Below are 2,761 nucleotides of genomic sequence, written 5' to 3'. Positions count from 1 at the left end.
GCGGCGATCTCGTTCCGCTTCGCGATCATCGTCTCGGTGATCTCGATCGGCATCATCCTGGTGTTCTCCGCGATGGCGCTGTTCTCGGGTGCGTTCTCGTGGGACGCCCTGTGGGACATCGTTCCCGACGAGGGCCAGACCGCGTTCCTGCCGCACGGCGTGCTGCCGATCCTCTTCGCCCTGCCGTTCGCGATGTGGTTCTTCCTCGGCATCGAAGAGCTGCCGCTCGCCGCCGAGGAGTCGCACAACCCGACCCGAGACATTCCGAAGGCGGGCTTCTGGGCTCGCGGCACCCTCATCGTCACCGGACTCCTGGTGCTGTTCCTCAACACGGGCGTGATCGGAGCCGAGGCCACCGGCACAGCAGGCGAACCGCTGCTCGACGGCTTCCGCGCGATCGTCGGCGACCAGCTCGCCGCCGTGCTCGCTCTGTTCGCACTGATCGGCCTGCTCGCCTCGCTGCAGGGAATCATGTTCGCCTACGGACGCAACATGTACTCGCTGTCCCGTGCCGGCTACTACCCGCGCTTCCTCTCGCTGACCGGCAAGCGCCAGACGCCGTGGGTCGCGCTCACCGTCGGTGCGGCGATCGGCTTCATCGCCCTGATCGTGCTCGACGTGCTCACCGCTGTCGACTCCGAGGGCGCGGGATCCGTCGCGGGAGCGATCGTGCTGAACATCGCCGTCTGGGGAGCCGTCGTCGCCTACGGTCTGCAGCTCGTGTCGTTCATCATCCTGCGCAAGAAGTTCCCGAACGTCGCCCGTCCGTACGTCAGCCCGTGGGGCATCCCGGGAGCCGTGATCGCGCTCGTGATCGCCGCGCTGATCTTCGTGGGATTCCTGCTCAACCCGACGTTCGGCCCGGCGATCATCGCGATCGCGATCGTCTACGCGATCATCCTGCTCGGGTTCGGCCTGTTCTTCCGGCACCGCCTCGTGCTCTCCCCCGAGGAGGAGTACGCGCTGTCGGGCGGCTCGCACGGAGACCCGCAGGCCGAGGGGTACGACGCCATGGAGGGCGAGGTCTTCGACGGAAAGCGGTGAGGAGGGAGGAGCGCGGCCCTTACTTGCGGTCGAAGTCGAACGCCTTGAGCAGCTCGTCGACGGCCTTGTCGCGCTCCTCCCCGCCCTCGTCGAACATGTGCGTCACGTGCGTGCGCAGGTGGTTCTCGAGCAGCAGGCGGTTGAGGGATTCCAGTGAACGCTGGATCGCGCGGGACTGCGTGATGATGTCCATGCAGTACTCCTCGTTCTCGATCATCCGCGCGACACCGCGCATCTGACCCTCGAGGATGCTGGTGCGGTGCAGTGCACGCTTCTTGATGTCTTCGATCACGTTTCGAGGGTACTCGGGTCCTGCGCGTGTCAGTCCTCGAACGGGTTCAGCACCGACAGGCCGGGGATCTCGAAGTCCTTCGTGTTGCGCGTCACGAGAGTCAGGCCGTGATGCAACGCTGTGGCCGCGATCAGCGCGTCAGCCCACGGACGACGATCCGGCACGTTGAGAGCGGCGCACGTCCGCGCGATCTGCGGAGAGACGGGGAGGATGCGGGAGCCGAGCCCGAATCGGAGCGCGTCCAGCCAGCGTCGGAGTGCTCTCGCCTGACGCGGATCGCGGCGCTGGAGTCCGAGGACACCGAGTTCCAGCTCGTAGTCGGTGATGGCGCTCATGTGCAGAGCCTCGGGCGCCCCGCTCTCCATCCAGGTGCGAGCGGCGATGCCGGCTCCGGTTCCACGCCTCGCGTCGGAGAACGTGTTCGTGTCGATCAGATACATCGGTCAGAACTCGATCGGAGGACGACCGAAGTCCGCCTTCCTGTCGGCGACGATCTCGTCGATGATGCGATCGAACTCGCCGTCGTCGTCCGCGAGGTCCTCGTCCGGCATCGCGAGGAACTCGAGAATCGACCCGGGTCGGGCCGGGGCGAGCCGTTCGTACTCGTCGATACTCAAGAGCACGTACGCGGCCTCGCCGCGCTTCGTGATCAGCACGGGCTGGTCGTCAGCGACGCGCTGAGCGCGCGCGACGGACTGGTTGAACTCTCGAGCGGTCATGGTGAACACGATGTACCCCGATTCAGCTTGTAGTGAGAGTACTACACAGCTCCAACTCAGTGAGATGCGAAGGACCGGACGCCGCAAGCGGACCTCAGCGAGCACGCGCGTGAAAGGATGACGGCATGCCGCGTACCCCGATGGCGCTCCTGTCGCCCGCAGACCAGGTGCGACTGCGCGCCCTCCGCCGGATGAAGGCCGTCGCCCTCGGCGCGCTGATCTTCATGGCCGTGCTCTTCGTGATCGCCTTCGCGCTGCAGGAGCGGCAGCCGTGGTTGGGCTACGTGCGGGCAGCCGCAGAGGGGGGCATGGTCGGCGCCCTGGCCGACTGGTTCGCGGTGACCGCGCTGTTCCGCCGGCCGCTGGGCCTGCCGATCCCGCACACCGCGATCATCCCGAACCGCAAGGACGAGATCGGCCGCACGCTGGGCGAGTTCGTCGAGACGAACTTCCTCGAGGCGGGCGTGGTGCGCGCGAAGCTCGCCAGCACCGCGATCGCGAAGCGGGCCGGCGAATGGCTGCGCGAACCCGCCCACGCCGAGCGCGTCGCGGCGGAGGGCGCCACCATCGCGACCGCGGTGCTCAACGCCCTGAGCGACGACGACGTGCGCGACCTCATCACCGACCTCGCCCGCGAGCACCTCGTCTCTCCCGAGTGGGGTCCCCCGGCGGGCGCCTGGCTCGAGAAGATCGTGGAGGCCGACGC

General features: G+C 67.4%; 5 protein-coding genes. 2 read left to right on the top strand and 3 right to left on the bottom strand.

Annotated features, from left to right (window positions below; all coding sequences use genetic code 11):
* Positions 1-1,044 (top strand): amino acid permease (locus RWO82_RS15470; RefSeq protein ID WP_314428420.1); only part of this gene is annotated, 1,044 nt, incomplete at its 5' end.
* A gap of 19 nt (positions 1,045-1,063) precedes the next feature.
* Here the strand turns inward: RWO82_RS15470 and RWO82_RS15465 are convergent.
* The 3 genes from RWO82_RS15465 to RWO82_RS15455 are packed head-to-tail and all read right to left on the bottom strand — an operon-like array spanning position 1,064 to position 2,055.
* Entirely contained in the window at positions 1,064-1,336 is a 273-nt protein-coding gene (locus RWO82_RS15465; RefSeq protein ID WP_042537810.1) for a metal-sensitive transcriptional regulator, read from the bottom strand.
* A 29-nt stretch (positions 1,337-1,365) separates the two neighbouring features.
* On the bottom strand, positions 1,366-1,776 hold the full coding sequence (locus tag RWO82_RS15460; RefSeq protein ID WP_314428419.1) for a type II toxin-antitoxin system VapC family toxin: 411 nt from the start codon (positions 1,774-1,776) through the stop codon (positions 1,366-1,368).
* A 3-nt stretch (positions 1,777-1,779) separates the two neighbouring features.
* Positions 1,780-2,055, bottom strand: coding sequence for a type II toxin-antitoxin system prevent-host-death family antitoxin (locus tag RWO82_RS15455; RefSeq protein WP_314428418.1), 276 nt, complete (start codon positions 2,053-2,055; stop codon positions 1,780-1,782).
* Positions 2,056-2,180: 125 nt separating this feature from the next.
* Between RWO82_RS15455 and RWO82_RS15450 the strand changes: the two genes are divergently transcribed.
* Positions 2,181-2,761, top strand: a 581-nt coding sequence (locus tag RWO82_RS15450) for a DUF445 family protein (protein ID WP_314428417.1), incomplete at its 3' end; no start/stop codon positions are given.

The organism is uncultured Microbacterium sp. (assembly GCF_963521645.1).
GTDB lineage: Bacteria > Actinomycetota > Actinomycetes > Actinomycetales > Microbacteriaceae > Microbacterium.
This window is presented reverse-complemented; position numbering and strand designations above follow the sequence as displayed.

Coding starts and splice junctions, on each gene's coding strand:
- RWO82_RS15460 (WP_314428419.1), bottom strand. CDS start 1,776: ATGTATCTGATCGACACGAACACGTTCTCCGACGCGAGGCGTGGAACC.
- RWO82_RS15455 (WP_314428418.1), bottom strand. CDS start 2,055: ATGACCGCTCGAGAGTTCAACCAGTCCGTCGCGCGCGCTCAGCGCGTC.